The organism is Pseudomonas sp. HTZ2 (genome assembly GCF_033173945.1).
Lineage (GTDB): Bacteria > Pseudomonadota > Gammaproteobacteria > Pseudomonadales > Pseudomonadaceae > Aquipseudomonas > Aquipseudomonas guariconensis.
Window position 1 is genome coordinate 4,814,264 of sequence record NZ_CP137332.1, and the last position, 24,483, is coordinate 4,838,746.

At 61.2% G+C, this 24,483-nt stretch carries 35 protein-coding genes and 2 pseudogenes; 26 read left to right on the forward strand and 11 right to left on the reverse strand.

Annotated features, from left to right (window positions below; all coding sequences use genetic code 11):
- Positions 1–16: 16 nt before the first annotated feature.
- Genes rlmH through R6G97_RS22365 form a run of 4 tightly spaced genes read right to left on the reverse strand, consistent with a single transcriptional unit; the run spans position 17 to position 2,889 of the window.
- A complete protein-coding gene (gene rlmH, locus R6G97_RS22350; RefSeq protein ID WP_043211172.1) occupies positions 17–484 on the reverse strand; it encodes a 23S rRNA (pseudouridine(1915)-N(3))-methyltransferase RlmH in 468 nt (155 codons plus the stop codon).
- Positions 485–493: 9 nt separating this feature from the next.
- Positions 494–913 (reverse strand): ribosome silencing factor, encoded by a 420-nt coding sequence (gene rsfS / locus R6G97_RS22355; protein ID WP_043211169.1) that lies wholly within the window; start codon positions 911–913, stop codon positions 494–496.
- 43 nt (positions 914–956) lie between these two features.
- A complete protein-coding gene (gene nadD / locus R6G97_RS22360) occupies positions 957–1,616 on the reverse strand; it encodes a nicotinate-nucleotide adenylyltransferase (RefSeq protein WP_043211166.1) in 660 nt (219 codons plus the stop codon).
- A gap of 1 nt (position 1,617) precedes the next feature.
- Positions 1,618–2,889 (reverse strand): glutamate-5-semialdehyde dehydrogenase, encoded by a 1,272-nt coding sequence (locus tag R6G97_RS22365; RefSeq protein ID WP_102082032.1) that lies wholly within the window; start codon positions 2,887–2,889, stop codon positions 1,618–1,620.
- Between the two features lie 295 nt (positions 2,890–3,184).
- On the opposite strand from R6G97_RS22365, the gene R6G97_RS22370 reads away from it, so the two are divergent.
- Together R6G97_RS22370 and R6G97_RS22375 are read left to right on the forward strand one after the other, a co-directional pair.
- The gene (locus R6G97_RS22370; RefSeq protein WP_317847541.1) at positions 3,185–3,877 is read left to right on the forward strand and encodes a DNA-3-methyladenine glycosylase; all 693 of its coding nucleotides are present in this window, start codon (positions 3,185–3,187) and stop codon (positions 3,875–3,877) included.
- Positions 3,878–3,881: 4 nt separating this feature from the next.
- The gene (locus R6G97_RS22375) at positions 3,882–5,198 is read left to right on the forward strand and encodes a bifunctional DedA family/phosphatase PAP2 family protein (protein ID WP_182816511.1); all 1,317 of its coding nucleotides are present in this window, start codon (positions 3,882–3,884) and stop codon (positions 5,196–5,198) included.
- Between the two features lie 144 nt (positions 5,199–5,342).
- On the opposite strand, the gene R6G97_RS22380 is transcribed toward R6G97_RS22375, so the two are convergent.
- From R6G97_RS22380 to R6G97_RS22390, 3 genes are read right to left on the reverse strand one after another with little or no spacing between them, the layout of a single operon-like run.
- Positions 5,343–5,933 (reverse strand): LON peptidase substrate-binding domain-containing protein, encoded by a 591-nt coding sequence (locus R6G97_RS22380; RefSeq protein ID WP_043211231.1) that lies wholly within the window; start codon positions 5,931–5,933, stop codon positions 5,343–5,345.
- 9 nt (positions 5,934–5,942) lie between these two features.
- A complete protein-coding gene (locus tag R6G97_RS22385; protein ID WP_043211158.1) occupies positions 5,943–6,659 on the reverse strand; it encodes an LrgB family protein in 717 nt (238 codons plus the stop codon).
- Positions 6,656–7,018: a CidA/LrgA family protein gene (locus tag R6G97_RS22390; RefSeq protein ID WP_070092174.1), complete on the reverse strand. Its 363-nt coding sequence runs from the start codon at positions 7,016–7,018 to the stop codon at positions 6,656–6,658. Before R6G97_RS22390 ends, R6G97_RS22385 begins: the two co-directional genes overlap by 4 nt.
- Before the next feature lie 160 nt (positions 7,019–7,178).
- Here R6G97_RS22390 and R6G97_RS22395 point away from each other — a divergent pair, with 160 nt between their 5' ends.
- From R6G97_RS22395 to R6G97_RS22405, 3 genes are all read left to right on the forward strand, one after another.
- Complete coding sequence (locus R6G97_RS22395; protein WP_043211153.1) at positions 7,179–7,634, forward strand: MaoC family dehydratase; 456 nt, start codon at positions 7,179–7,181, stop codon at positions 7,632–7,634.
- A gap of 193 nt (positions 7,635–7,827) precedes the next feature.
- On the forward strand, positions 7,828–9,561 hold the full coding sequence (locus R6G97_RS22400) for a C13 family peptidase (protein WP_102082034.1): 1,734 nt from the start codon (positions 7,828–7,830) through the stop codon (positions 9,559–9,561).
- Positions 9,562–9,589: 28 nt separating this feature from the next.
- On the forward strand, positions 9,590–10,234 hold the full coding sequence (locus R6G97_RS22405) for an oxidoreductase (RefSeq protein ID WP_043211149.1): 645 nt from the start codon (positions 9,590–9,592) through the stop codon (positions 10,232–10,234).
- 74 nt (positions 10,235–10,308) lie between these two features.
- Here R6G97_RS22405 and R6G97_RS22410 read toward each other — a convergent pair whose 3' ends face one another.
- From R6G97_RS22410 to R6G97_RS22425, 4 genes are all read right to left on the reverse strand, one after another.
- The gene (locus R6G97_RS22410; protein WP_043211146.1) at positions 10,309–10,596 is read right to left on the reverse strand and encodes a YceK/YidQ family lipoprotein; all 288 of its coding nucleotides are present in this window, start codon (positions 10,594–10,596) and stop codon (positions 10,309–10,311) included.
- Positions 10,593–11,222, reverse strand: a complete 630-nt coding sequence (gene ubiX, locus R6G97_RS22415; protein ID WP_043211143.1) for a flavin prenyltransferase UbiX — start codon at positions 11,220–11,222, stop codon at positions 10,593–10,595. Before ubiX ends, R6G97_RS22410 begins: the two co-directional genes overlap by 4 nt.
- Positions 11,219–12,568, reverse strand: a complete 1,350-nt coding sequence (gene mpl / locus R6G97_RS22420; protein ID WP_102082035.1) for a UDP-N-acetylmuramate:L-alanyl-gamma-D-glutamyl-meso-diaminopimelate ligase — start codon at positions 12,566–12,568, stop codon at positions 11,219–11,221. The genes ubiX and mpl overlap by 4 nt, the downstream gene beginning before the upstream one ends.
- 66 nt (positions 12,569–12,634) lie before the next feature.
- Complete coding sequence (locus tag R6G97_RS22425) at positions 12,635–14,605, reverse strand: sigma-54-dependent Fis family transcriptional regulator (RefSeq protein WP_090346804.1); 1,971 nt, start codon at positions 14,603–14,605, stop codon at positions 12,635–12,637.
- Positions 14,606–14,872: 267 nt separating this feature from the next.
- Here R6G97_RS22425 and R6G97_RS22430 point away from each other — a divergent pair.
- From R6G97_RS22430 to rpsE, 21 genes and pseudogenes are all read left to right on the forward strand, one after another.
- Positions 14,873–15,337, forward strand: a pseudogene (locus R6G97_RS22430) (aldehyde dehydrogenase family protein); the annotation flags it as partial.
- 15 nt (positions 15,338–15,352) lie between these two features.
- Positions 15,353–15,730 (forward strand): annotated as a pseudogene (locus tag R6G97_RS22435) (hypothetical protein); the annotation flags it as partial.
- Between the two features lie 141 nt (positions 15,731–15,871).
- Positions 15,872–16,183 (forward strand): 30S ribosomal protein S10, encoded by a 312-nt coding sequence (gene rpsJ, locus R6G97_RS22440; RefSeq protein ID WP_003186070.1) that lies wholly within the window; start codon positions 15,872–15,874, stop codon positions 16,181–16,183.
- 81 nt (positions 16,184–16,264) lie between these two features.
- Positions 16,265–16,900, forward strand: a complete 636-nt coding sequence (gene rplC / locus R6G97_RS22445) for a 50S ribosomal protein L3 (protein ID WP_043210317.1) — start codon at positions 16,265–16,267, stop codon at positions 16,898–16,900.
- 12 nt (positions 16,901–16,912) lie between these two features.
- Positions 16,913–17,515, forward strand: a complete 603-nt coding sequence (rplD, locus tag R6G97_RS22450) for a 50S ribosomal protein L4 (RefSeq protein ID WP_043210315.1) — start codon at positions 16,913–16,915, stop codon at positions 17,513–17,515.
- Positions 17,512–17,811, forward strand: coding sequence for a 50S ribosomal protein L23 (gene rplW / locus R6G97_RS22455; protein ID WP_003255484.1), 300 nt, complete (start codon positions 17,512–17,514; stop codon positions 17,809–17,811). The genes rplD and rplW overlap by 4 nt, the downstream gene beginning before the upstream one ends.
- Before the next feature lie 14 nt (positions 17,812–17,825).
- Entirely contained in the window at positions 17,826–18,650 is an 825-nt protein-coding gene (gene rplB / locus R6G97_RS22460; RefSeq protein ID WP_043210313.1) for a 50S ribosomal protein L2, read from the forward strand.
- Between the two features lie 16 nt (positions 18,651–18,666).
- Positions 18,667–18,942, forward strand: a complete 276-nt coding sequence (gene rpsS, locus R6G97_RS22465; RefSeq protein WP_010486981.1) for a 30S ribosomal protein S19 — start codon at positions 18,667–18,669, stop codon at positions 18,940–18,942.
- 11 nt (positions 18,943–18,953) lie between these two features.
- Complete coding sequence (gene rplV / locus R6G97_RS22470) at positions 18,954–19,286, forward strand: 50S ribosomal protein L22 (RefSeq protein WP_003103908.1); 333 nt, start codon at positions 18,954–18,956, stop codon at positions 19,284–19,286.
- A 13-nt stretch (positions 19,287–19,299) separates the two neighbouring features.
- Positions 19,300–19,986 (forward strand): 30S ribosomal protein S3, encoded by a 687-nt coding sequence (gene rpsC / locus R6G97_RS22475; RefSeq protein WP_003255481.1) that lies wholly within the window; start codon positions 19,300–19,302, stop codon positions 19,984–19,986.
- 12 nt (positions 19,987–19,998) lie between these two features.
- Entirely contained in the window at positions 19,999–20,412 is a 414-nt protein-coding gene (gene rplP / locus R6G97_RS22480) for a 50S ribosomal protein L16 (protein WP_009397508.1), read from the forward strand.
- Positions 20,412–20,603 carry a 50S ribosomal protein L29 gene (gene rpmC / locus R6G97_RS22485; RefSeq protein ID WP_002555481.1) on the forward strand — a complete coding sequence of 64 codons (192 nt, stop codon included), beginning with the start codon at positions 20,412–20,414 and terminating at the stop codon, positions 20,601–20,603. Before rplP ends, rpmC begins: the two co-directional genes overlap by 1 nt.
- Before the next feature lie 2 nt (positions 20,604–20,605).
- Positions 20,606–20,872, forward strand: a complete 267-nt coding sequence (rpsQ, locus tag R6G97_RS22490; protein WP_043210310.1) for a 30S ribosomal protein S17 — start codon at positions 20,606–20,608, stop codon at positions 20,870–20,872.
- A 23-nt stretch (positions 20,873–20,895) separates the two neighbouring features.
- A complete protein-coding gene (gene rplN / locus R6G97_RS22495; RefSeq protein WP_008089810.1) occupies positions 20,896–21,264 on the forward strand; it encodes a 50S ribosomal protein L14 in 369 nt (122 codons plus the stop codon).
- A gap of 11 nt (positions 21,265–21,275) precedes the next feature.
- Entirely contained in the window at positions 21,276–21,590 is a 315-nt protein-coding gene (gene rplX, locus R6G97_RS22500) for a 50S ribosomal protein L24 (RefSeq protein WP_013970637.1), read from the forward strand.
- 20 nt (positions 21,591–21,610) lie between these two features.
- Positions 21,611–22,150, forward strand: coding sequence for a 50S ribosomal protein L5 (rplE, locus tag R6G97_RS22505; protein WP_043210306.1), 540 nt, complete (start codon positions 21,611–21,613; stop codon positions 22,148–22,150).
- 13 nt (positions 22,151–22,163) lie between these two features.
- A complete protein-coding gene (rpsN, locus tag R6G97_RS22510) occupies positions 22,164–22,469 on the forward strand; it encodes a 30S ribosomal protein S14 (protein WP_013970638.1) in 306 nt (101 codons plus the stop codon).
- Positions 22,470–22,679: 210 nt separating this feature from the next.
- A complete protein-coding gene (gene rpsH / locus R6G97_RS22515; RefSeq protein ID WP_043210304.1) occupies positions 22,680–23,072 on the forward strand; it encodes a 30S ribosomal protein S8 in 393 nt (130 codons plus the stop codon).
- A 12-nt stretch (positions 23,073–23,084) separates the two neighbouring features.
- Entirely contained in the window at positions 23,085–23,618 is a 534-nt protein-coding gene (rplF, locus tag R6G97_RS22520) for a 50S ribosomal protein L6 (protein WP_043210302.1), read from the forward strand.
- Positions 23,619–23,628: 10 nt separating this feature from the next.
- Entirely contained in the window at positions 23,629–23,979 is a 351-nt protein-coding gene (gene rplR, locus R6G97_RS22525; RefSeq protein ID WP_011531893.1) for a 50S ribosomal protein L18, read from the forward strand.
- A gap of 3 nt (positions 23,980–23,982) precedes the next feature.
- Positions 23,983–24,483 carry a 30S ribosomal protein S5 gene (gene rpsE / locus R6G97_RS22530; RefSeq protein WP_023382626.1) on the forward strand — a complete coding sequence of 167 codons (501 nt, stop codon included), beginning with the start codon at positions 23,983–23,985 and terminating at the stop codon, positions 24,481–24,483.

Here is a 24,483-nt window from a genome sequence, read left to right on the forward strand (position 1 = left end):
GGACGGGCTTACAGGCTCATTTGTGGTAGGGGTGCCCGGACAGTACGGTCCAGGCGCGATAGATCTGCTCGCCGATCAGTATCCTTACCAACGGGTGCGGCAGGGTCAGTGGCGACAGCGACCAACGCTGTTCGGCGCGTGCGCAGACCTCCGGCGCCAGGCCTTCCGGGCCTCCCACCATGAGATTGACCGTACGCGCATCCAGGCGCCAACGATCCAGCTCGCCCGCCAGTTGCTCGGTACTCCAGGGCTTGCCATGGACCTCGAGGGTGACGATGCGTTCCCCGGGCTGAACCTTGGCCAGCATGGCCTCCCCCTCCTGGCGAATCAGGCGGGCGACGTCGGCATTCTTGCCACGGGTATTCAGCGGAATCTCCACCAGCTCCAGCGACAGCTCCGGGGGCAGGCGCTTGGCATATTCATGCCAGCCTTCCTCGACCCAGCGGGGCATGCGCGAGCCGACCGCGATCAGGCGCAGGCGCACAGCGTTTCCTCAGCCCCGGTCCTTGAGGTTTTCGGAATAGCTGTGAGCGTTTTCCGGGCTGTGGTGCTTGCCATCGGCGGAGCGGCTCTGCTCGGCACCCAGCCACAGGCGCTCGAGGTCGTAGAACTGACGCGCAGCGGCAGTCATCATGTGCACGATGACGTCGTTGAGGTCCAACAGGACCCAGTCGCTGTCGCCCTTCCCTTCTTCGCCCAGCGGTTGCACACCCTGGAGCTTGACGATTTCGCGGACCTTTTCGGCCATCGCGTTGATCTGCCGGTTGGAAGTACCGGTGGCGATGATCATGTAGTCGGTCAGGCTGTGCTTTTCACGCACGTCGATGACCTGGATGTCCTGGGCTTTGACATCTTCCAAAGCCGATTTGGCCAGGTTGACCAGCTCTTCGCCGTTGATTTTCTGCTTGCTCATAAGAAACTCGTTCAATTCATGAATGAGGCGCCTGGTGGCGCCGTCAGTGCGACGCACGGTAAAGGTCGTGCGCCTCGATATAGGCCAGTACTGCGTCCGGCACCAGGAACCGTACCGACTTGCCGCTGGCCAGCAGCTGTCGGATCTGCGTGGCGGACACCGCGAGCGGCGTCTGCCAGACGAACGAAATGTGCCCCGCCGGGCCGGACATGGCGGTGGGATCGCTCTCCGAGCGCGCAGCCAGCAGGTTGCGCAGCTCGTCAGGGGGTTCGACATCGGCATCCGGGCGTTGCAGCACCAGGATGTGACAGTGTTGCAGCAACTCTTCCCAGCGATGCCAGCTGGGCAGTCCGCAGAATGCGTCCCAACCCAGCACCAGGAACAGCTGGTCGTCAGCGCCGAGTTCGGCGCGGATCGACTCCAATGTATCGATGGTGTAAGACGGTTTGTCCCGCGAAAGCTCCCGCGCATCCACACTCAGCCGCTCGACCCCGGCCACGGCGCAACGCACCATGGCCAGGCGGTCCTGGGGTGCCACCTGCGGGGTGTCGCGGTGCGGTGGCCGGGCGTTGGGCAGCAGGCGCAGCTCATCCAACGCCATGAACTCGGCCACTTCCAGCGCGCTGCGCAGGTGACCGATGTGCACGGGGTCGAAAGTGCCGCCGAGAATGCCGATGCGCCGGACTGCCTGGGCCTTGCTCAACTCAGCAGGACTCCTGACCGCGCAGCTGGCCGTCACCGATCACCACGTACTTCTCGCAGGTCAGCCCTTCCAGGCCGACCGGTCCGCGGGCATGCAGCTTGTCGGTGGAGATGCCGATCTCCGCGCCCAGGCCATACTCGAAACCATCGGCGAAGCAGGTCGGGGCGTTGAGCATCACCGAGGCCGAGTCGACCTCGGCCATGAAACGCCGGGCCTGGCCCTGATGCTCGGTGATGATCGAATCGGTGTGGTGCGAGCCATAGTGGTTGATGTGCTCGATGGCCGCGTCCAGGCCTTCGACGACACGGATCGACAAGATCGCGTCGAGGTATTCGGTGTGCCAGTCGTCTTCGCTGGCCGGATTGGCGGCGATGATCGCTCGGGTGCGTTCGCAGCCGCGCAGTTCGACGCCCTTCTCCTGGAAGCGGCGGGCCATCTCCGGGAGGAACGCCTCGGCGACAGTGGCATCCACCAGCAGGGTTTCCATGGCGCCGCAGATGCCGTAGCGATAGGTCTTGGCGTTGAACGCGACGCGCCAGGCCTTGTCCAGGTCAGCATGTTGGTCGACATAGACGTGGCAGATGCCGTCCAGGTGCTTGATCACCGGTACCCGGGCATCGCGACTGATGCGTTCGATCAGGCCACGACCGCCACGCGGCACGATCACATCGACGAACTCAGGCATGCTGATCAGCGCGCCCACGGCCGCGCGGTCGGTAGTCTCGACCACTTGGACCACGGCCGCCGGCAAGCCGGCCTCGGCCAGGCCCCGCTGGATGCAGGCGGCGATTGCGCGGTTGGAATGAATGGCTTCGGAGCCGCCACGCAAGATGGTGGCGTTGCCGGACTTCAGGCACAGGCTGGCGGCGTCGATCGTCACGTTCGGGCGCGACTCGTAGATGATCCCAATCACGCCCAGCGGCACGCGCATCTTGCCGACCTGGATGCCCGACGGGCGGTAGCTCATGTCTCGGATGGCACCGACCGGATCCGGCAGGCTGGCCACCTGGCGCAGGCCGGTGATCATGCCGTCGATGCGCGCCGGGGTCAGGGCCAGGCGATCCAGCAATGCCGGCTCCAGGCCATTGGCGCGGCCATTGGCCAGGTCCTGTTCATTGGCTGCTGTCAGCTCGGCACGGGCGGCATCCAGGGCGTCTGCGGCGGCCTGCAGGGCGCGGTTCTTCTGCGCGGTGCTGGCACGGCCGATCACGCGCGAGGCCTCACGGGCGGCGCGACCCAGGCGGGTCATGTAGTCAAGAACGGACTCAGTCATGGGCTCGGTGTCTTGGCGAAGGGGAAATCGGCTGATTATAACTGGCACGCTCGGGTACGCCCAGCGGCGGGTGGCGGATGGTCGAAAATGAGCGACAGGATCTGTAGGAAAGATGTAACTACCCATATCGAAATTTTGCCAAACCGATCATGGGGCAACCTACTGCCCCCAGAAAACGACACAGCGCATGCGAAAACGGCTTTATCCGCGAAAGGGGCACTGCTACCCCTCGGTTCAGCCTCGATTAAGCCATTAATTGCTATCATCTGCGCCCCGACCACCACGAGCCGACCGCATGCCAGACACAGCCCCCTGCCCGGCCCGCGCCCTGCCCGACAGCTTCTTCGACCGAGACGCCCAGACCTTGGCCCGGGACCTTTTGGGCAAGCTGATCCGCCACCGCCAGGGCAATCTCTGGCTCGCGGCACGCATCATCGAGACCGAGGCCTATTACCTCACCGACAAAGGCAGCCACGCCTCGCTCGGCTACACCGAAAAGCGCAAGGCGCTGTTCCTCGATGGTGGGCACATCTACATGTACTACGCCCGCGGCGGCGACTCGCTGAACTTCAGCGCCCACGGCCCGGGCAATGCCGTGCTGATAAAATCCGCCTACCCCTGGGTGGACGCGATTTCAGATGCCAACAGCCTGGCGCAGATGCAACTGAACAATCCCGATGCCAGCGGCAACCTGCGTCCGGCCGAGCGCCTGTGCGCGGGGCAGACCCTGCTATGTCGAGCCCTGGGCCTGAAAGTGCCGGACTGGGACGCCAAGCGTTTCGACCCTGAGCGCCTGTATGTCGAGGACTGCGGTGCAGTGGTAGCGCAGGTGATCCAGACCACTCGCCTGGGCATCCCCCATGGCCGCGACGAACATCTCCCCTACCGCTTCGTCGATGCCGAATACGCGCGCTTTTGTACACGGAACCCGCTGCGCCGGGGCCAAGTCGAAGGGCGTGATTTTTCCATCCTGAAACAAGGAAGCTGACCCCATGGGCCAATGGCTCGACAGCCTGACCGGCTGGCTCAGCGCCAACCCCCAGTGGCTTGGCCTGGCGATTTTCCTGGTGGCCTGCGTGGAATGCCTGGCCATCGCCGGCATCATCGTGCCGGGGACCGTTCTGCTATTCGCCGTGGCCGTGCTGGCCGGCAGCGGCGCCTTCAGCCTCGGCGAGACATTGCTGCTGGGCTTTCTCGGCGGGCTGCTGGGGGACGCGGTGTCGTACTCACTGGGCAAGCGGTTCCATCAGAACATCCGCCGCCTGCCGCTATTGCGCCATCATCCGGAATGGATCGGCAGCGCCGAGGCCTACTTCCAGCGTTATGGTATCGCCAGCTTGCTGGTAGGACGCTTCATCGGCCCGCTGCGACCGATGCTGCCCATGGTCGCAGGCATGTTCGACATGCCGCTGCCGCGCTTCATCGCCGTCAGCCTGCTGGCCGGCGCCGGCTGGTCGGTGGCTTACCTGTTGCCGGGCTGGGCCACCGGGGCGGCTATGCGTCTACCTCTGCCGGAAGGGTTCTGGCTGGATGCAGGCGTCATCGCCGGCACATTGGCGGTGCTGATCGGCTTTAGCCTCAACAGCAGCCTGCGTGACCAGCGCTACGGCACACGCCTGATCGCCGGCCTGAGCTTCCTCGCCCTGGCAGGCATCTTCTTGGGCTGGCCATTTCTGCACGAATTCGACCAAGGAATCATGACCCTGGTGCAGGAGCACCGTAGCCAGGCAGTCGATGGCGCCGTGGTGCTGATCACCCGCTTGGGAGATTTTCGTACACAGCTGTTCCTGGGTGGCTTGCTCACCGGGCTTCTGTTGCTGGCACGGCAGTGGCGTCATGCCCTGTTCGCCGGTGGCGCGCTGATGGGTACGGCGATCGCCAACGGCACGTTGAAATGGCTATTCGCTCGCGCACGCCCCGAAGTACTGACCGACCCACTGACCAGCTACAGCATGCCCAGCGGCCACAGCTCGGCGTCGTTTGCGTTCTTCCTGGTGCTGGCAGTGCTGGCCGGACGCGGCCAGCCACCGCGCATGCGCCTGACCTGGGTGATGCTGGGCTGCCTGCCGGCACTGGCGATCGCCTTGTCGCGGGTATACCTGGGGGCCCATTGGCCGACCGATATCCTTGCCGGAGCGCTGTTGGCGTGTTGCGTCTGCGCGCTGAGCCTGACCCTGGTGCAGCATCGCCAACCCCTTCAGGCCTTGCCGCTGCGCGTGTGGTGGCTGGTACTGCCGGCCTGCGTTGCCCTGTTGGCGTTCTTCGCCCTGCACGCCCTGCCCCAGGCGCTGTTGCGCTACCAATATTGAGACGCGACCGGTTCGGTGTACTCGCCGCCGCATTCACAGGTAAACCCGCTTGTGCGTTATTTCTGCGGGAGCGGGTTTACCCGCGAAAGGGCCCAGACAAGCAATGCAACGGACCGTTGCATCTACTGCGCTGCACCGGGCAATTCAAGCAAACAGCTCGCCCTGGATGCGGTCCAGCAGATTCTGGATGGCCTCAAGCCGCAACTGCGGCGAGTCGATGGCCAACAGGTCGAGCTTGTCTTCTTCCATGAACGGCAACAGGTAGCCCAGCTGGTTGGCCAGGGACTGGCATCCATCCACGGCCCGCGGCATATCCAGCGCCGCCACCATCGGGTGTTCACCCAGCGCTTGCAGCAGCGCCAGCAGATCGTCATCCCGCTCGGACAACGCGCTGTCCGCAAGCTCCGGCAGCCAGTGCACATCGCCAACCATCAACTGATCTTTCTGCACCTCGGTCTGCTCCAGGCGGAAACGCCGCACGCCTTCCACACGGATGCCCAGCAAGCCGTTTTCCTGCTGCACGAAGTCGCGGATCAGCGCCTCGCAGCCGACCGAGGCCACCACCGGCGGCGCCTTGCCGACCTGCTCGCCCTCAAGGATGCACACCACGCCGAACCCACCACCCTGCTTCATGCAACGGCTGATCATGTCCAGGTAGCGCGCCTCGAAAATCTGCAGATCGAGCAGGCAGCCGGGAAACAGCACGGTATCGAGGGGAAACAGCGGTAGCGTCATCTTCATTCCTCACACCAGCAGGCTGACCGCCAACGGCAGGAACACCGCCGTGGCCACGCCCATCAGGCTCATCGCCAGCGCGGCGAAGGCGCCGCATTCGTCACTTTCCTGCAAGGCAACCGAGGTGCCTACCGCATGAGCGGTGATGCCCAGAGACATGCCGCGCGCCTCGGGGCTGAGCACGCCAAAGCGGGTCAGCAAAGCCGGGCCGAAGATTGCCCCGATCACCCCGGTGATCAGCACGAACACCGCTGCCAGAGCCGCAACGCCACCAATCTGCTCGGCCACCAGCATGGCAATGGGTGATGTCACCGACTTTGGCGCCATGGTCATCAGGATCATGTGCTCGGCCCCAAACCACCACCCCAGCGCCAGGCACGCCACGGTGGCGAACAGGCCTCCGATTACCAGCGTAGTAAATGTCGGCCAGAACAGCTGGCGGATCCGCCGCAGGTTCAGGTAGAGCGGCACAGCCAAGGCCACGGTGGCCGGGCCCAGGAGGATGTAGAGGATCTCGGTACTCTTGCGATACTCGGTGTAATCGATGCCACACGCCAGCAGTACGCCGATGACCAGCACCATCGACATCAATACCGGTTGCAGGAAGATCCAGCGGGTTTTCTCGTAGGCTGCCAACACCACCTGGTAGGCCCCCAGGGTGATGCCAATACCGAACAGAGGATGGTGGATGACCGCGTCGAGCGCGCCTTGCCAGTCGAACATCATGGCTGCTCCTTGTGCTTGCCTTGGCGGTTGATGAGCTTTTGCATCAGCACACCGACGAACACTAGGGTCACCAGGCAGGAAATCACCAAGGCGCCGGCGATGGCCCAGAAGTCCGCGGCGATGTCCTTGGCATAGACCATCACACCCACCGCCGGCGGCACCAGCAGCAACGGAAGGTAGCGCAGCAGGCTACCGGACGCCTCACTCAAAGGCTTGCCCACTTCCCCTCGCACCATCAGCGATACCAGCAACAGCAGCAGGCCAATGATCGGTCCCGGCAAGATGGGTACGAACAGATGATTGATCGCCGTCCCCAGCAGTTGAAACAACACCAGCCAGGTCAAACCACGCAACAGCATAAGGATCTCCTCCAGGCAGTGCGGCCATTATAAGCATGCGCCCGGCAGCCCTAGTAAGCCGATTTGCGGCGAAAAGATGACAACTTGACTGTAAAGGACGGCCGTGATGATCTTGCACTGCCGTACCAAATCGAGCAGCAAGACAACCTGGAGAGTTGCGATGCCCTATGTACCTGTTAGCGCGTTATCGCAGTATGTCGGCAAGGAACTGGGACGTTCCGAGTGGTTGAAGATCGATCAGCAGCGCATCAACCTGTTTGCCGAGGCCACGGGGGACTTCCAGTTCATCCATGTCGACCCGAACAAGGCCGCCAAGACGCCATTCGGAGGCACCATCGCCCACGGTTTCTTGACCCTCTCGCTGATTCCCAAGTTGATGGAGGACATTCTCGTCCTGCCCGAAGGTCTGAAGATGGCGCTCAACTACGGGCTGGACAGCGTGCGATTCATCCAGCCGGTAAAGGTGGACAGCCGGGTGCGCCTGAGAGTCGAGCTGGCTGACGCCACCGAGAAAAAGCCCGGGCAATGGCTGCTCAAGATCACCGCCACCCTGGAAATCGAAGGCGAGGAAAAACCGGCCTATATTGCCGAGCCACTCTCGTTGTGCTTCGTCTGACTCGGGACAACCCGCCAGCCCTTCACGAGTGAACCGCTCCCACAGGCGCGGCGCTTCCATCAAAAGCACCGCAAAACCTGTGGGAGCGGCTTTACCCGCGAAGGGGCCGCACAGGCCATAGGCGTGCGGCGCCCAGTACCTTCGCCGACGCATTCTGCGGCATACTCGACGCATCGTTTGCCCGGAATCCGCCATGCGCGCACTGCTGCCCTTCACCTTGATCCTGCTGCTCGCCGCTTGTGGCGAAGGCGAACCCTTGTCGCCACCGGATGCTCGCCTGCCCGATGGGGGCCGCTACCGAGGGCAGGTGGTCGACGGCCTGCTGCAGGGCGAAGGGCGCATCGACTACCCCAATGGGAGTTGGTACGCCGGCACTTTCCTCAACGGCCAATGGCATGGCCAGGGCGAGTGGCACGGCAGTAATGGCGAGATCTACCGAGGTCAGTTCGCCGAAGGCCTGTTCCATGGCTTGGGCGATCTGACCACACCCGGTAGCCACTACGCGGGCACTTTCAAGCATGGCCGGCGCGACGGCGAAGGCACCCTCAAGCAAAACGACCAGACCTACCGCGGCCAGTTCGCCAACGACCAGTACGAAGGCGCCGGCGAACTGGAGCTGGCCGACGGCAGCCGCTACCAGGGCTTGTTCGCAAAAGGCAAACCCAACGGCGCCGGCGTCCGCAGCGATGCCAGCGGCAATCAGTTCAGTGGCCACTTCGTCGACGGCTTGCTCCAGGGAGCCGGCACCTACGACAGCGTCGAAGGCGAGCAATACATCGGCGAGTTCAAGGACAACCGCCTCGAAGGCCGCGGACGTTACGAGAACGCCGAGGGCGATGTATGGATCGGTGACTTCAAAGACGGCACCCTCGACGGCCAGGGCGAGATGCTCGGCAGCGATGGCAGCCGCTACAAAGGCGGCTTTCGCGACTGGCAGTTCAGCGGCAAAGGCCACCTGCAACTCGCCGACGGTAGCCAGTATGTGGGCAATTTCGAGAACGACACCTACCAGGGCCATGGCCGGCTGATCCAGGCCAACGGCAAGGTCGAAGGCGGGTATTGGGTCAAGGGCGTACGGGTACGCGACGAGAAGAACAAACTGCTCCCCGACCCGCTGGATCTGGCCCTGCTCAACCAAGGCCAACTTCTCGAGCGGTCGCTGGCCAGCGTGCCGCCTTCCCAACCGCCGATCCAGCTGTATAGCCTGGTTGTGGCTGGCGACGGCCAGCAGAGCGTGTTTCTGCGTGAGGCCGACTACGTGAGCAATATGCTCAAGATCCGCTTCGGCGCCCATGGCCAGATCACCTTGGTCAACCACCGCGACCATATGGCCGACCGTCCCATGGCCACTCGCGAGAACCTTACCCGTGCCGCGCGCACCCTGGCCGAGCGCAGCGGCCCTGAAGACCTGATTTTCATCTACCTCACCAGCCATGGCAGCCCTGACCACCAACTGGTATTCGACCAGCCCCGCCTGCAACTGGCGGACCTGTCCGCCGACGAATTAGCCAGCGCCTTGGCTCCGCTCAAGGAGCGCGACAAGGTCATTGTGATCTCGGCCTGCTATTCAGGTGGCTATATCGCCCCGCTCAAGGACGACCGCACGCTGATCATGACTGCGGCGCGCCCCGACCGGGTGTCCTTCGGCTGTTCGGAAGAGGCTGATTTCACCTATTTCGGCGACGCCCTGTTCGCCGAAGCGCTGAATCAGACCGACGACCTCAAGCAGGCCTTCGAACTGGCGCGCGCCAGTGTTGCCGAACGTGAAAGAAGGGAAGGTTTCGAAGCCTCCGAGCCGCAGCTCTGGGCACCGCCTGCAGTGCTTGCACACTGGCAGAGCCTGCGCCGGCAACAGGCCGAGGAAGCCTTGCGCAATGAAGCCCAACCAGTGCGTGGGGACCAGGCAAAAACACCTGAGGCCCACTAAGCTTGGTAGTAACAAAGGGAGAGACATCATGTACTTGACGCCTCAGCATGTCCTGCTTGCCGGAGCCACGGGTCTTACGGGTGAACACCTGCTCGACCGCCTGCTCAACGAGCCCACCATCAGCCGGGTGCTGGCGCCGACCCGCCGCCCGCTGGCCGAACATCCACACTTGGAAAACCCCGTGGGTGATCCGGCCGTGTTTCTCCCGCAACTGGCCGGTCGCGTCGATATCGCTTTCTGCTGCCTGGGCACCACGCTCAAGCAGGCAGGCTCGGAAACCGCCTTCCGCGCCGTAGACCTGGACATGGTCGTCGCCTTCAGCAAACGAGCCCGGGAAATGGGCGCCCGTCACCTGCTGGTGGTCAGCGCCCTGGGCGCCGACCCCAAATCGTCGATCTTCTACAACCGGGTCAAGGGCGAGATGGAAGAAGCACTCAAGGCCCAGGACTGGCCACAATTGACCATCGTCCGACCTTCGCTGCTGCTGGGAGACCGTGTCGAACCCCGGGCAAGCGAACGCATTGCCGCCCCCTTCGCCCGCCTGATCCCTGGCAAGTACCGGGGCATTGAAGCCTGCACCCTGGCCCGAGCACTGTGGCGCCTGGCTTTGGAGGAAGAGGACGGGATTCGGATCGTCGAGTCCGACGAGTTGCGCAAGCTGGGCAAGAAATAGCCTAGCGCTGGCAAACCCGCTCCCACCTGACCTGCGCAAGGCCCGTTGGGAGCGGGTTCACCCGATAAACGCCCTCACAGACCGCCCGTGGCGTTGAACCCCACCCCTGCCGCGGTCAGCAACGACAGTGGCAATAACAATGTGTCCAGCAATGCGCTACCCGGCAGGTCCAGCCCCGGGTAAGCCGGCGCCTGGGCGCCAAAGCGATCCTCGGGGCAGCAGCCGCCGTTCATCACATACAGGTCCAGCCGCGTTCCTGCATACACGACCGGTGCCCCGGGTTTGTTGGCATCCAAGGTGCGCACGGTCGCGCAGCCGCTGAGCAGCACCACCGCCAGCATTCCCACCAGCAGTCGGCTCAATCGTCAGCCCCGAAATGATGCTCACCCCAGCGCGGCAGCATGTCCTGGGGGATGTTCAGCAGATTGAGGATGCGCGCCACGACGAAGTCGACAAGATCGTCGATGGTCTGGGGCTGGTGATAGAAGCCTGGGGCCGCCGGCAGGATCACCGCGCCCATCTGCGACAGCTTGAGCATGTTCTCCAGATGGATGGTCGAGAACGGCGCCTCGCGGGGCACGAGGATCAACTGGCGGCGCTCCTTGAGGGTGACGTCCGCGGCACGCTCGATCAGGTTGTTGCAGGCTCCCGTGGCGATGGCCGACAACGTTCCGGTGGAGCACGGCACCACCACCATCGCCGCCGGCGCGCCGGAGCCGGAGGCCACCGGCGCCATCCAGTCTTCCTTGCCGTACACGCGGATCTGCCCGTCGGCAGCGCCTGTGTACTCGGTGAGGAAGGTCTGCATCGCTTGAGGTTTGGCCGGCAGTACCACGTCGGTCTCGGTGGACATCACCAATTGCGCGGCCTTGGAGATCAGAAAGTGCACCTCCCGGTCCTCGCGCACGAGGCAATCGAGCAGGCGTAGGCCATATTGCGCGCCGGAGGCGCCGGTCATGGCCAGGGTGATGCGCTCCGGACCGCTCACTTGAGGGCCTCGGCCAGTTTGCCGTGCAGCCCGCCAAAGCCGCCGTTGCTCATGATGACCACGTGGGTGCCTGGGCGCGCCTGGCCTTTGACCCGCTCGATGATCGCCTCGAGGCTGTCGGCCACTACCGAGGGTACCTTGCACTGCGCTGCGGTGGCCGCCAGGTCCCAGCCCAGGTTGGGGGGGGCGTACCAGATCACTTGGTCGGCGTGCTCGACGCTGTCCGGCAGGCCGTCACGGTGGGCACCCAACTTCATGGAGTTGGAACGCGGCTCGATCACCGCAATCACCGGCGCCTCGCCGACGCGCTTGCGCAGGCCGTCGAGGGTGGTGGCGATGGCGGTCGGGTGATGGGCGAAGTCGTCATAGATGGTCACGCCTTGAACCTCGGCGACCTTTTCCATCCGTCGCTTGACGCTCTTGAAGGCGCTCAGGCCCTCAATGGCCATGGCCGGCGCCACCCCCACATGGCGAGCTGCAGCCAAGGTGGCCAGGGCGTTGGCGACGTTGTGCTGGCCGGTCAACTCCCACTGGACTGCTCCTTGGACCACGCCTTCGAACAACACCTCGAAGTGCGAGCCATCGGCGCTCAGCAGGCGCGCCTGCCATTGGCCGCCCTCGCCTGTGGTTTGCACCGGCGTCCAGCAACCCATGCCGATGACGCGCTCCAAGGCCTGTTCTGTGGTGGGGTGGATGACCAGGCCTTCGCTAGGGATGGTTCGCACCAAATGGTGGAACTGCCGCTCGATGGACGCCAGATCTGGGAAGATATCCGCATGATCGAACTCAAGATTATTGAGGATCGCCGTACGGGGGTGGTAATGGACGAACTTCGAACGCTTGTCGAAGAAGGCGCTGTCGTACTCGTCGGCTTCGACGACGAAGAACGGCGTGCCGCCCAGGCGTGCCGATACCGAGAAGTTCTGCGGCACGCCGCCGATCAAGAAGCCCGGGCTCATGCCTGCATGTTCCAGCACCCAGGCCAGCATGCTGCTGGTGGTGGTCTTGCCGTGGGTCCCGGCCACTGCCAGCACCCAACGGCCCTGCAGCACGTGATCGGCCAACCACTGAGGGCCGGAGACATAGGGCAGCCCCTTGTTCAGCACGTACTCCACGGCCGGGTTGCCCCGGGACATGGCGTTGCCGATCACCACCAGGTCAGGCGCTGGCTCCAGCTGGGCCGGATCGTACCCTTGGGTCAACTGGATGCCCTGGGCCTCCAACTGAGTGCTCATGGGAGGGTAGACGTTGGCGTCGGAGCCGGTGACCCGATGGCCCAGCTCCTTGGCCAGCACCGCCAGCGAACCCATGAAAGTGCCGCAAATACCGAGAATGTGAATGTGCATGGTCGACCTCGCAAAACTTCGGGGCAGGTTAGCCCAGGGCGAGGGAAATCGCACTCGCTGTTTCGCTCAACCCGCCCTGGCGATGCCGTGTTTGCGCAGTTTTCGATACAAGGTGTTGCGACTGATGCCCAGATGCTCGGCGACATGTGTCATGTGCCAGTGTTTTGCCTCTAGCACGGTCAGCAGCGCGTCCCGCTCGGCATGCTCGAGCGTGGCGGGATCTCTGTGGGATCGGGCCTGCCCCGCAGTGGCGCCAGCAGGGTCGACATCCTTGACACGTTCGTGGGCCAAACCCGCTCCCATCGAGTCGGCGCCCGCTTTCACGATGGCTGGCAAGTCGGAAAACTCGATGCGATTGTCTTCACACAGAGCGACCAGCGTGCGCAGCACATTGCGCATCTGCCGCACGTTGCCCGGCCAAGCAAACTTCAGCAACGCCTGGCGAGCGGACGGTGCGAGGTCGATGGCCTCGCCAGAGGCCTCCTGGCGCAACAGGAAGTCGAGCAACTGCGCCTTGTCGCTACGCTCGCGCAACGCCGGCAGCGCCACTTCCAGGCCGTTGAGCCGGTAATACAAGTCCTCGCGGAAGCTGCCCTCGCTCACCCGTTCCAACAGGTCACGGTGGGTGGCGCTGATGATCCGTACATCCACCGCCTGGGGCTCCCCCCCAATCGGCACCACCTGGCGCTCCTCCAGCACCCGCAGCAGGCGAGTCTGCAGGGCAAGCGGCATATCGCCGATCTCGTCGAGCAGCAAGGTGCCACCATCGGCCTGCAGCAGCTTGCCGCGCATGCCCTCCTTACGTGCCCCGGTGAAACTGCCACCGCGATAGCCGAACAGCTCACTCTCGATCAGGCTCTCGGGGATCGACGCGCAATTGATGGCCACGAATGGCTTGTCGCGACGCTGACTGGCCTGGTGCACGGCCTGGGCGAACGCCTCCTTGCCGCAGCCGGTCTCGCCGCACAGCAGCAGCGGCACGTCACGTTCGAACACTCGCACGGCACGGCGCAAGTCCTGCTCCAGTGCAGGGTCGACCACGCAAATACCCGTAGGGATGTCACGCCGAATCTCGGGCAGGCTCGCCGGCACCGACCAGGCGGATGCCCGCGCCTGGCCACGCAGGGTGGCGAACACTTGGCGGCCATCGCGGGTATGCAGCGGCCAGGCCGTACTGCCTTGGGGTGTGGCACGACTGAACAGTTCGTCATGACTACAGGCGAAGAACATTCCCACCGGCTTGCCGAGCATACCGCCGCGGATGGTGCCCAGCAGGTTCAGCGCGCTCTGGTTGACCGCGCAGATCCGGCCGTCACCGTCGAATGCCACCAGCCCTTCACTGAACAGCCCGACCGACTCGGCCTGCAGGTGGAAGCGCAGCAGCCACTGATGCTCGAAATGACGCAGGAAGTAGCAGCTCTCGATCATTTTTGCCGACAGGTTGACCAGCGCCATGGTGTGGAACTGGCTCTGTCGCGAGACCTCCGGGCGGGCCGAAGACACATCGAGTACCGCCAGCAGTTCTCCGTGTGGATCGAACACCGGGCTCGCCGAGCAGGTCAGGCCGGTATGTCGGCCGCGGAAGTGCTCGCCTTGATGAATGGTCAAGGCCTGGCGCTCGACCAGGCAGGTGCCGATGCCATTGGTGCCTTCGCGAGCCTCGCTCCAGTCGGCGCCCAGCCACAGCCCGGCACGCTCGAAGATGCGCCGCTCGGTGGGGGCGGTCACGCAGTTGAGGATCACGCCGCGAGCATCGGTCAGCAGCACGGCATGGCCAGCGCCGGAAAGCTGCTGGTGCAGGCTGTTCATCTCAGTGTCGGCGATCTGCAGCACCTGCTGCAGGCGTTCGCGGCTTTCCAGCAGGCGACCATGCTCCAGCACCACAGGCGCCTGGGCCTGGGCCGGGTCGAGATGATAGTCCTCCAGGCAACGCAGCCAGGAGCGCGCGATCGAAGGGTCGCTGCCTGGCCCACTGGCCTGGCCACTGGCGACCGTGAGCACCTGGTGGGCATGGCGGCTGAACGAGTTGCTCTGCATTGTTGTTCTTCTCCGCAGATAGAGCGTTGCGCCAGCATCCTCCACCTGTCAGCGCATTGCAACGACACGCTGACCACTGAGTCATATGCTGTACCGGGAGCGGTACAAAATGTCACGACAGGCGTGCCACTGTTGCCACAGCCGCGCCCCCCACTTCCTCACCGCATCAGGCAAAGCCCTTGATCTACAAGGGGCGCACGGCACTGGCCCGACCTTTGCTCTACGCTTTTCAACTCCGCAACAAACACAATAGCCAGGAGACACACCATGCGTTACGCACATCCGGGTACCGAAGGCGCGAAAATTTCCTTCAAGAGCCGCTACGGCAACTACATCGGCGGTGAGTTCGTTCCTCCGGTCAAGGGTGAATACTTCACCAACACCTCCCCGGTGAACGGCCAGCCGATCGCCGAATTCCCACGCTCCACTGCCGAAGACATCGACAAAGCCCTGGATGCCGCCCACGCCGCCGCCGACGCCTGGGGCCGCACCTCGGTGCAAGACCGCTCCAATGTGCTGCTCAAGATCGCCGACCGCATCGAGCAGAACCTGGAGATCCTGGCCATCACCGAAACCTGGGACAACGGCAAGCCGATCCGCGAAACCCTCAACGCCGATATCCCGCTGGCGGTCGATCACTTCCGCTACTTCGCCGGCTGCATCCGCGCCCAGGAAGGCGGCGCCGCCGAAATCAACGAAAACACCGTGGCCTATCACATCCACGAGCCGCTGGGCGTGGTCGGGCGTCGTGCTGGCGAGAACTGCGGCGTCCTGCTGCGCGGCACCAAGCGTGACGAAGTTGAGCGTGGCCAGGTTCTGGTCAAGCCAGGTTCGGTCAAGCCGCACACCAAGTTCACTGCAGAAGTCTACGTTCTGTCGAAGGAAGAAGGCGGTCGTCACACTCCGTTCTTCAAAGGCTACCGTCCTCAGTTCTACTTCCGTACCACTGACGTGACCGGTAACTGCGAACTGCCGGAAGGCGTTGAAATGGTAATGCCAGGTGACAACATTCAGATGACTGTTACCCTGATCAAGACCATCGCAATGGAAGACGGTCTGCGCTTCGCTATCCGTGAAGGCGGTCGTACCGTCGGCGCCGGCGTCGTAGCAAAAATCATCGAGTAATCACTCGGTCGATTGAAAAAGCCCCCGCTCAGCGGGGGCTTTTTTTATTGGGTTGACACTAAATAGGGGCGTCTATAGAATCACGCCTCCTTTTAACGGGCGTAGTGCGCCCGATGGGAACAGCCTGGAGTCTGAAATCCAATGCAAAATCAGCAAATCCGTATCAGGTTGAAGGCTTTTGACCATCGCCTGATCGACCAATCCACCCAGGAAATCGTGGAAACCGCGAAACGTACTGGTGCACAAGTGCGTGGTCCAATTCCACTGCCAACCCGCAAAGAGCGTTTCACCGTTCTGGTTTCCCCGCACGTCAACAAAGACGCGCGTGACCAGTACGAGATCCGCACTCATAAGCGTGTTCTGGACATCGTCCAGCCAACGGATAAAACCGTTGACGCGCTGATGAAGCTTGACCTTGCGGCAGGCGTGGAAGTACAGATCAGCCTCGGCTAAGACTTCGGTCTGAGTCGTGTAACGCTCTGAAATGGGCGGCCATAGCGGGTGAAAGCCCCGTACACTCATGAGGTTTACAACATGACTATTGGTGTAGTCGGTCGCAAGTGCGGTATGACCCGCATTTTCACCGAAGAAGGTGTCTCCATTCCGGTCACGGTCATCGAGATCGAGCCGAATCGCGTCACCCAGTTCAAAACTGAAGAAACCGATGGCTACCGTGCAGTGCAAGTCACTGTTGGTGAGCGTCGTGCTTCGCGCGTGACTGCCGCTCAGGCAGGTCACTTCGCCAAGGCTAACGTTGCCGCTGGTCGCGGTGTCTGGGAGTTCCGTCTTGAAGAAGGCGATTTCCAGGCTGGCGATCTGATCAAAGCTGAACTCTTCACTGCAGGCCAGCTGGTAGACGTAACCGGTCAGTCCAAAGGTAAAGGCTTCGCCGGTACCATCAAGCGTTGGAACTTCCGTGGTCAAGACAACACCCACGGTAACTCTGTATCGCACCGTGTCCCTGGCTCCATCGGCCAGTGCCAGACTCCTGGTCGTGTATTCAAGGGCAAGAAGATGTCCGGTCACATGGGCGCCGAGCGCGTGACTGTTCAGTCCCTGGAAGTAGTACGCGTAGACGCAGAACGCAACCTGCTGCTGGTCAAGGGTGCCGTTCCAGGCGCTACTGGCGGCGACGTGGTTGTGCGTCCAGCTGTCAAGGCTCGCGGTTAAGGGGAAACTGACATGCAACTTAATGTAAATGACGCTCAGGCGATCGAAGTTTCCGAACTGACTTTCGGTGGCGAATTCAACGAGACGCTGGTACACCAAGCAGTCGTGGCCTACATGGCCGGCGGCCGTCAGGGCACCAAGCAGCAGAAGACCCGTTCCGACGTAGCTGGTGGCGGCAAGCGCCCGTGGCGTCAGAAAGGCACCGGCCGCGCTCGTGCCGGTACCACTCGCGGCCCAATCTGGCGCGGCGGTGGTGTCACCTTCGCAGCTCGTCCGCAGGACCACTCGCAGAAGCTCAACAAGAAGATGTACCGCGCAGCCCTGCGCTCCATCCTCTCCGAGCTGGTACGTAGCGAGCGTCTGGTCGTAGTTCAGGACTTCGCTGTTGAAGCTCCGAAGACCAAAGACCTGCTGAACAAGCTGAACGGCATGGGTCTGAACGACGTACTGATCGTTTCCGACGCTGTTGATCAGAACCTGTACCTGGCTGCTCGTAACCTGCCGCACGTCGACGTACGTGACGTTCAGGGTTCCGATCCGGTCAGTCTGATCGCATACGAGAAAGTGTTGATCACTGTCTCGGCCGTGAAGAAATTCGAGGAGCTGCTGGGATGAACCAGGAACGCGTATTTAAAGTCCTCCTTGGCCCGCACGTTTCCGAGAAGGCTACCGTTCTGGCTGAGAAGAAAGGCCAGTTCGTATTCAAGGTTGCTACTGACGCAACCAAGCTGGAAATCAAGAAAGCTGTCGAAGGCCTGTTCAACGTAAAAGTTGAAAACGTGTCGACTGTTAACGTTCTGGGTAAAACCAAGCGTACCGCACGTGGTCTGGGCAAGCGTAATGACTGGAAGAAGGCGATCGTCTCCCTTCAGCCAGGCCAAGATCTCGATTTCAGCAGCAGTGCTGAGTAAGGAAGGGGTGCATCATGGCAATCGTTAAATGCAAACCGACTTCCCCTGGCCGCCGTTTCGTGGTCAAGGTGGTCAACAAGGAGCTGCACAAAGGCGCTCCTCACGCACCGCTGATCGAGAAGAAATCGAAGTCTGGTGGTCGTAACAACAATGGCCGCATCACCACTCGTCACGTTGGTGGTGGTCATAAGCAGCATTACCGTCTGGTTGACTTCCGTCGCAACGACAAAGATGGCATCCCAGCCACCGTCGAGCGTATCGAATACGACCCGAACCGTACTGCTCACATCGCCCTGCTGTGCTATGCAGACGGCGAGCGTCGTTACATCATCGCCCCTAAAGGCGTTGTTGCTGGCGACCAGCTGATCGCAGGCGCTCTGGCCCCAATCAAGGCCGGTAACTCCCTGCAACTGCGCAACATCCCAGTAGGTAGCACCATTCACGGCATCGAACTGAAGCCGGGCAAAGGTGCTCAGATCGCTCGTTCCGCTGGTGCTTCGGCTCAGCTGATCGCTCGCGAAGGCGCTTACGTGACCCTGCGTCTGCGCTCTGGTGAAATGCGTAAAGTACTGGCTGAGTGCCGTGCGACCCTGGGCGAAGTCTCGAATTCCGAGCACAGCCTGCGTTCGCTGGGTAAAGCTGGTGCCAAACGCTGGCGCGGCGTTCGCCCAACCGTTCGTGGTGTTGCCATGAACCCGGTTGACCACCCACATGGTGGTGGTGAAGGTCGTACCTCCGGTGGTCGTCATCCGGTATCGCCATGGGGCTTCCCGACCAAGGGTGCGAAGACCCGTGGTAATAAGCGTACCGACAATATGATCGTCCGTCGTCGCAAGTAACTAGAGGGATACGACAGTGCCACGTTCTCTGAAAAAAGGTCCTTTTATCGATCTTCACCTTCTGAAGAAGATCGAAGTGGCGGTGGAGAAGAACGATCGCAAGCCAGTTAAAACCTGGTCGCGCCGTTCGATGATCCTGCCACAAATGGTCGGTCTGACCATCGCGGTACATAACGGTCGCCAGCATGTCCCAGTTCTCGTGAACGAAGACATGGTCGGCCACAAACTGGGCGAGTTCGCCGGTACCCGCACCTATCGCGGGCACGTGGCTGACAAGAAAGCCAAGCGTTAAGGGGTAAGGAAATGGAAGTAGCCGCTAAGTTGTCGGGCGCTCGAATCTCCGCCCAGAAAGCCCGCTTGGTCGCCGACCAGATCCGCGGGAAGAAGGTGGGCGAAGCGCTCAACCTGTTGGCCTTCAGCAGCAAAAAAGCCGCTGAAATCATGAAGAAAGTCCTCGAGTCGGCCGTAGCCAACGCCGAACACAACGAAGGCGCAGACGTTGATGACCTGAAGGTCTCCACCGTCTTCGTCAACGAAGGGCGTTCGCTGAAGCGCATCATGCCGCGTGCCAAAGGCCGCGCTGATCGCATCGTCAAGCGGTCTTGCCATATCACTGTCAAGGTTGCGGACAAGTAACGGAGTCGATCAGATGGGTCAGAAAGTACATCCCACTGGCATTCGCCTGGGAATCGTCAAGGAGCACACCTCCGTCTGGTATGCAGACGGCGCTACTTACGCAGATTACCTGTTGAAGGATCTGAAAACGCGTGAGTACCTCCAGGACAAACTAAAAAGCGCGTCCGTAAGCCGTATCGATATTCATCGTCCGGCCCAAACTGCACGCATCACCATCCACACCGCTCGTCCCGGTATCGTTATCGGCAAGAAGGGTGAGGACGTTGAGAAGCTGCGTCAGGACCTGACCAAGCAGATGGGTGTGCCTGTGCACATCAACATCGAAGAGATCCGCAAGCCGGAACTCGACGCAATGCTGGTTGCCCAGAGCGTAGCTCAGCAGCTGGAGCGCCGCGTAATGTTCCGTCGCGCCATGAAGCGCGCCGTTCAGAACGCCATGCGTATTGGTGCCAAGGGCATCAAGATCCAGGTTAGCGGTCGTCTCGGCGGTGCCGAGATCGCTCGTACTGAGTGGTATCGCGAAGGTCGTGTGCCTCTGCACACCCTGCGTGCCGATATCGACTACAACACCTACGAAGCTCACACCACTTACGGTGTGATCGGTGTGAAGGTTTGGATCTTCAAAGGCGAAGTTATTGGTGGTCGCCAGGAAGAGCTGAAGCCTCAAGCACCAGCGCCTCGTAAAAAAGCTGCTAAGTAAGGGGTACGCCAAATGTTGCAACCAAAGCGTACAAAATTCCGTAAGCAGATGACCGGCCACAACCGTGGTCTGGCACTGCGCGGTAGCAAGGTCAGCTTCGGCGAATTCGCCCTGAAGGCTGTTGCTCGCGGTCGTCTCACCGCCCGTCAGATCGAGTCGGCACGTCGTGCCCTGACCCGTCACGTAAAACGTGGCGGCAAGATCTGGATCCGCGTCTTCCCGGACAAGCCGGTTACCAAGAAGCCTCTCGAGGTTCGTATGGGTAAAGGTAAAGGTTCCGTGGAATACTGGGTTGCCCAGATTCAGCCAGGCAAAGTCCTGTACGAGATCGAGGGTGTTTCTGAAGAGCTGGCGCGCGAGGCCTTCGCCCTGGCTGCTGCAAAGCTGCCACTCGCCACCTCCTTTGTTAAGCGGACGGTGATGTGATGAAAGCGAATGAACTTCGTGAAAAATCGGCACAGCAACTGAATGAGCAACTGCTCGGCTTGCTGCGCGACCAGTTCAATCTGCGTATGCAGAAGGCAACTGGCCAGTTGGGGCAGTCGCACCTGCTCTCGCAAGTTAAGCGTGACATCGCTCGCGTGAAAACTGTGCTCAACCAGCAGGCAGGTAAGTGATCATGGCTGAAGCTGAAAAAACCGTCCGTACGCTGACTGGCCGTGTCGTCAGCGACAAAATGGACAAGACCATCACCGTTCTGATCGAGCGTCGCGTCAAGCACCCGATCTACGGTAAATACGTTAAGCGTTCGACTAAGCTGCACGCGCACGACGAGACTAACCAGTGCAAGATCGGCGACAAGGTTTCCATTCGTGAAACCCGTCCGCTGGCCAAGACCAAGTCCTGGGCACTGGTTGAAGTCATCGAACGCGCTGTTGAAGTCTAAGGGCGAAGGGTCGGAGAAATTTTATGATTCAGACTCAATCCATGCTCGATGTGGCCGATAACAGCGGCGCTCGTCGCGTCATGTGCATCAAGGTGCTCGGCGGTTCCCACCGCCGTTACGCCGGTATCGGTGACATCATCAAAGTTACCGTCAAGGAAGCAATTCCTCGCGGTAAGGTCAAAAAAGGCCAGGTGATGACTGCCGTTGTCGTTCGTACCCGTCATGGTGTACGTCGCGCTGACGGTTCCATCATTCGTTTCGACGGCAACGCTGCTGTTCTGCTGAACACCAAGCAAGAGCCGATCGGCACTCGCATCTTCGGGCCAGTGACCCGTGAACTTCGTACCGAGAAGTTCATGAAGATCGTCTCGCTCGCCCCTGAAGTGCTCTAAGGAGATCCGACATGCAAAAGATTCGTCGTGACGACGAGATCATCGTGATCGCCGGCAAGGACAAAGGTAAGCGCGGTAAGGTGCTGAAGGTTCTCGCTGACAACCGTCTGGTTGTTGGTGGTGTCAACCTGGTCAAGCGTCATACCAAGCCTAACCCGATGGCGGGCGTCCAGGGCGGTATCGTCGAGAAAGAAGCGCCTCTGCACGCTTCCAACGTTGCCATTTTCAATGGTGAAACCAACAAGGCTGACCGCGTTGGCTTCAAGGTTGAAGACGGCAAGAAAATTCGTGTCTTCAAGTCGACCCAGAAAGCGGTTGATGCTTGAACACTGCTAGGTAGAAGACAATGGCACGACTGAAAGAGATTTACCGGAACGAAATCGCTCCCAAGCTTAAGGAAGAACTTAAGCTGGCGAACGTGATGGAAGTTCCTCGCGTAACCAAGATCACCCTGAACATGGGTCTGGGCGAAGCGGTCGGTGACAAGAAAGTCATCGAGAACGCCGTTGCCGACCTGGAAAAGATCACCGGCCAAAAAGCCGTTGTGACTTTCGCTCGCAAGTCGATTGCGGGCTTCAAGGTTCGTGAAGGTTGGCCGATTGGCGTCAAGGTAACCCTGCGCCGTGATCGTATGTACGAATTCCTGGACCGCCTGCTGGCGATCTCCCTGCCTCGGGTTCGCGACTTCCGCGGCCTGAATGCCAAGTCCTTCGACGGTCGTGGCAACTACAGCATGGGCGTGAAAGAGCAGATCATCTTCCCGGAAATCGACTACGACAAGATCGATGCTCTGCGCGGTCTGGACATCACCCTGACCACCACTGCTCGTACGGATGACGAAGGTCGCGCTCTGCTGCGTGCTTTCAAATTCCCGTTCCGCAACTGATTGGAGTAGGAAAATGGCCAAGAAGAGCATGAAGAACCGCGAGCTGAAGCGTCAGCTCACGGTAGCCAAGTACGCTAAGAAGCGTGCTGAGCTGAAAGCGACCATCGTCAACCTGAACGCCTCTCCTGAAGAGCGTTTCGCTGCCGTAGTCGCTCTGCAGAAGCAGCCACGCGACGCTAGCGCCTCGCGCCTGCGTAACCGTTGCCGCCTGACCGGTCGTCCTCACGGTGTATACCGTAAGTTCGGCCTGGGCCGTAACATGCTGCGTCAAGCTGCAATGCGTGGCGACGTACCGGGTCTGGTCAAGGCCTCCTGGTAATCGCTGCAGGTGTAGAACCGGCGGAAGGGGAGCGATCTTCCGACCGTCGGTAACTTCGCCAACGAACAAGCCCCTTCATGGGGCTTGTTTCGTTTCTGCCTTGTGTCTAGAATGACCGGCTCACCTGAGCCTGGGTTTTTTTACCCTGCCCGCTCGGGTGGTTGTGATAGCCGCAAGGCTAATAATTCTTGTATCAGGAGCATCTAGCCCATGAGTATGCAGGACCCGTTAGCGGACATGCTAACTCGCATCCGTAATGCCCAGATGGCTGAAAAGTCCGTCGTAAGCATGCCTTCCTCCACCCTGAAGGTCGCGGTTGCCAAAGTTCTGAAGGACGAAGGTTACATCGCTGGCTACCAGGTAACTGGTGAGGCCAAGCCTTCCCTGTCGATCGAACTGAAGTACTTCGAAGGCCGTCCGGTCATCGAGGAACTGAAGCGCTCCAGCCGTCCAGGCCTGCGCCAGTACAAGTCCGTCGCAGACCTGCCGAAAGTACGTGGCGGCCTGGGCGTGTCTATCGTCTCCACCAACAAAGGTGTGATGACTGATCGCGCTGCGCGCGCTGCCGGTGTCGGCGGCGAAGTTCTGTGCACAGTGTTCTAAGGGGAGATAGGCATGTCTCGCGTCGCTAAGAACCCCGTTAAGCTGCCAGCTGGCGTCGAAGTCAAATTCGCCGGCCAACAGCTTTCGGTTAAGGGTGCCAAAGGCACTCTCGAACTGAACGTTCACTCGTCTGTTGAAGTTACCGAAGAGTCTGGTGAGCTGCGTTTCGCCGCTCGCAACGGTGACCAGCAAGCCCGCGCCATGGCCGGTACCACCCGTGCTCTGGTCAACAACATGGTTCAGGGCGTAAGCCAAGGCTTCGAGCGTAAGCTCCAGCTGATCGGTGTTGGTTACAAAGCACAGGCCAAGGGCTCCGTCCTGAACCTGGCTCTGGGCTTCTCGCACCCAGTGGACTACGAACTGCCAGCCGGCATCACCGCTGAAACTCCCAGCCAGACCGACATCCTGATCAAGGGTATCGACAAGCAGCTGGTTGGTCAGGTGGCCGCTGAAATCCGCGACTTCCGTCCGCCAGAGCCTTACAAAGGCAAGGGTGTGCGTTACGCGGACGAAGTAGTCCGTCGTAAAGAAGCCAAGAAGAAGTAGGGCCTAGCAAATGACCGACAAAAAAGTTACTCGACTGCGTCGCGCTCGCAAAGCACGCCTGAAAATGCACGAGCTCGAAGCCGTGCGTCTCTGCGTGTTCCGCTCCTCGCAGCACATCTACGCCCAGGTCATTTCGGCCGACGGCAGCAAGGTTCTGGCAAGCGCCTCTACCTTGGACAAAGAACTGCGTGATGGCGCCACCGGCAACATCGACGCGGCCACTAAGGTTGGCAAGCTGGTAGCTGAGCGCGCGAAAGCCGCCGGCGTCTCTCAAGTTGCTTTCGACCGTTCTGGCTTCAAGTACCACGGCCGCGTCAAGGCGCTGGCTGATGCTGCTCGTGAAGGCGGGCTGGAGTTCTAAGTTATGGCAAATAACGACCAAAAGCGCGACGAAGGCTACATCGAGAAGCTGGTTCAAGTTAACCGCGTTGCAAAAACCGTCAAAGGCGGCCGTATCTTCACCTTCACCGCGCTGACCGTGGTAGGTGATGGCAAGGGCCGTGTCGGCTTCGGCCGTGGCAAGTCGCGCGAAGTACCTGCTGCGATTCAGAAAGCCATGGAAGCTGCCCGTCGCAACATGATCCAGGTTGACCTGAAGGGCACTACCCTGCAGTACGCCACCAAGGCCGCCCACGGCGCCTCGAAGGTTTACATGCAGCCTGCCTCGGAAGGTACCGGTATCATCGCCGGCGGCGCAATGCGTGCTGTCCTGGAAGTTGCTGGTGTCCAGAACGTTCTGGCCAAGTGCTACGGTTCGACCAACCCAGTGAACGTGGTTTACGCCACCTTCAAGGGTCTGAAAGCCATGCAATCTCCTGAGTCCATTGCTGCCAAGCGCGGCAAGAGCGTTGAGGAGATCATCTGA